Below are 2,964 nucleotides of genomic sequence, written 5' to 3' on the forward strand. Positions count from 1 at the left end.
GGTGATCAGCGCCACCTGGGTGTCGCGCAGGCTCGGGTCGAGCTCGCCGAGCGCCTGGTCGACCAGGAAGCGCCGGTTGCCGGCGAGCTGGGTGAACAGCCTGCGCTCCGCGGCCGTGGTCGGCCCGAACGCGACGGCCTGCTCCCTGGTGAGCAACTCCTTGGCGTACCCCATGTCGATGACCACGCGCGACTGCTCGTAGATCGGGATGTCGTCGATCAGCGCGACCCGCTTGTGCAGGCCGAACAGGGTGTCGATGATCCCGCTGTACGCCTCCACGGTGTGCAGACGGTCAGACAGGCTCGTGTCGATCTCTCCTCTGATCGCGTCGAGCCTGTCGAGCTGCGTTTTCACCGCGTCCACCTGTGTGCGGATCTCTTCCGATCGGTCCTTGGATTTGCTGGAGAGCTGCTTGAACGCGTCTCTGGCGGCGTCGGTACGAGTACGCTGCGCGGTCACGGCCGACTTGTTCTCCGACTTGCGCAGGAGCTTGGCCGAGACGAGACGTTCACGCTGAATCTCGCTGATCAGTTTGTACGCGGGAAGGCGGAGGTTCGTCCAGAGTGTCTTATATTGACGCAGCTCCAAGCTCTCGGTGGCGGTGACGGCGGTGATGACCCCCCACAACACCACCATGGAGGTCAGGGGCACCAGTAGTAGTCCGATGATCTTCATGCGGATCGTTCGGCTACGACCCATGGCACCTCACTCCGGTCGGTCCCCTGCTGGCAACCCCGGACGGGACAAGCCCCGAGGATAGCAATTCGATCACCAGAATGCCCAATTTTTCGGGACTTTTGGACACCTGGGCACCGATCCTATCGATCTTGGAGTAGGTTTCCCGAGTACATCGCTAGCAAAGGGAGATGCGTTGCGCCGTCGTCTCGCCGCGGCCGCCGCGCTGATGCTCCTCGCGGCCTGCTCGACGCCCGCCGAGCCGCCGCAGGCCCCCGCGGGGGTGTCCTCGTTCGTCTACGTCAAGAATCTGGACATCGTCACCGAATGGGACCCGAGCAAGTCCTACTCCAGCGAGATCGTCGCCTTTCAGAACGTCTATGAGACGCTCACCTTCTGGAACCCGGTCACCAAGAAGTCCAGCCCCCGGCTGGCCACGTCGTGGCGCTCCTCACCCGACGGCCGGACGTGGACCTTCAATCTCCGCACCGGGGTGACCTTCCACACCGGCAGGCGGCTGGACGCCGCGGCGGTCAAGGCCTCGATCGAGCGCACCATGAGGTCCAGGACGGGCGCCTCCTACATCTGGGACGCCGTCTCTACCATCAGGGTCGACGACCCGGCCACGGTGACGTTCGCGCTGAAGTACCCCGTCCCTCTGGACCTGGTTGCCTCATCCACGTACGCGGCCTATATATACGACACGCAGGCGGCGCCCGACCTCGGGAAGTTCTTCGCGGCCGGCAGGGACGCCGGCTCGGGGCCGTACACGGTGACGAAGTGGCAGAAGGGCAAGGAGGACGAGCTCACGCTCAGCGCGTACGACAAGTACTGGAGAGGATGGGACGGGCCGCACTACAACACGGTCAAGTTCCGGGTCGTGCCCGATCCCGACCGGGCGTGGCGGCTGCTGCAGCGCGGTGAGGTGAACTTCGTGCCGCGGCTCAACCCGCGCCTGTTCGCCGTGGCCTCGTCCGAGCCGGGCGTGCGCACGTCGCAGCGGTCGTCGTTCCAGACGGCGATGCTGCTGTTCAACACCGCGAGCGGACCGATGCGCGACGTGCGCGTACGCCGCGCGGTCCAGAAGGCCGTCGACTACCAGGGCCTGATCAGGGACCTGAAGGGCGCCGCCACCCCGGCCAGCGGCATCGTCCCCGAGGGGCTGATGGGTCACGTGCCCGACCGCGTGCCACGGCAGGACCTGGCGGGCGCGGCTCGGCTGCTGACCAGGGCGGGGTACGGCCCGGGCGGCCGGCCGCTGCGGCTGACGATGACGTACGGGGAGGGCGACACGGACTGGCACCTGCTCGCCACCAAGCTCGCGGACGCCCTCAGACCGCTCAACGTCACGATCGACGCCCGGCCGATGCCGTGGACCGCCCAGTGGGAGCTGGGCAAGAAGCGCGGCCAGGACATCTTCGTCATGTACTGGTGGCCCGACTACGCCGACGGCTACTCGTGGTTCGGGAACGTCTTCCACAGCGAGAACCCGCCCGCCTTCAACCTGACCTACCTGCGCGACCACAGCCTGGACGCGCTGCTCGACACCGTGCCCGAGCTGACCGTGACCGACAAGGCGGCGGCGCAGCGGGCGTACGAGCAGGCCACGAAACGGGTGCTCGACCAGCGGGTGGCCGCCGCGATGCCGTGGGTGGTCAACTACCAGCGGGCCTACCAGGGGGCCGTGCAGGGCTACGACGACAACCCGGCCTACCCTGACGTGGTCTTCGTCTACGACCTGCGGCCCTCGGGCTGATCCACCTGATCCACGCGCTCCCTCAGGCGCGCCCGGATCTCCTCGGGGGTGTAGGCGCGGCGGCGGCGCTCGGCGCGCGCGATCACCACTCCCGTGGCGGCCACCCCCATGAGTCCCGCCAGACCGAGCATCTTCCACCAGCGCATGTTGCCTAGGCTAACCCCGTCCGCCGCACTTCCGCGGGTCCCTTTGGCAGGATGGTCGAGGGACGCGGGAACGGGCGGTTCCGCAGCGAAGGGATAGCGGTGTGCTGACTCTCGACGAGGCCGTCAAGGTGACGAGGACCGGCGATCTGTGGATCTTCCGCGGACGCTCGGTGCCCGACCGCGCCATCCAGACGATGACCAACAGCCCGGTCAACCACGTCGGCATGGCCATCGTGATCGAGGACCTCCCGCCGATGATGTGGCACGCCGAGCTGGGCAAGTCGCTGCTCGACCTGTGGGCGGGCACCCACCATCGCGGGGTGCAGCTGCACGACCTGCGCGACGCGGTCACCACGTGGGCCGACCGCTACGGCCAGCGGGCCTGGC

General features: G+C 67.5%; 3 protein-coding genes and 1 pseudogene. 2 read left to right on the top strand and 2 right to left on the bottom strand.

Annotated elements, in window-relative coordinates:
- Window positions 1-699 (bottom strand): nitrate- and nitrite sensing domain-containing protein (locus AB0J09_RS60985; RefSeq protein ID WP_360713140.1); only part of this gene is annotated, 699 nt, incomplete at its 3' end.
- A gap of 172 nt (window positions 700-871) precedes the next feature.
- On the opposite strand from AB0J09_RS60985, the gene AB0J09_RS60990 reads away from it, so the two are divergent.
- Window positions 872-2,431, top strand: coding sequence for an ABC transporter substrate-binding protein (locus AB0J09_RS60990; protein WP_360713143.1), 1,560 nt, complete (start codon window positions 872-874; stop codon window positions 2,429-2,431).
- On the opposite strand, the gene AB0J09_RS60995 is transcribed toward AB0J09_RS60990, so the two are convergent.
- Entirely contained in the window at window positions 2,407-2,577 is a 171-nt protein-coding gene (locus AB0J09_RS60995) for a hypothetical protein (protein WP_360713145.1), read from the bottom strand. The two genes, AB0J09_RS60990 and AB0J09_RS60995, sit on opposite strands and share 25 nt — an antisense overlap.
- Window positions 2,578-2,681: 104 nt before the next feature.
- Between AB0J09_RS60995 and AB0J09_RS61000 the strand changes: the two are divergent.
- Window positions 2,682-2,964 (top strand): annotated as a pseudogene (locus AB0J09_RS61000) (hypothetical protein); the annotation flags it as partial.

The organism is Nonomuraea sp. NPDC049784 (assembly GCF_040659615.1).
Classification (GTDB): domain Bacteria; phylum Actinomycetota; class Actinomycetes; order Streptosporangiales; family Streptosporangiaceae; genus Nonomuraea.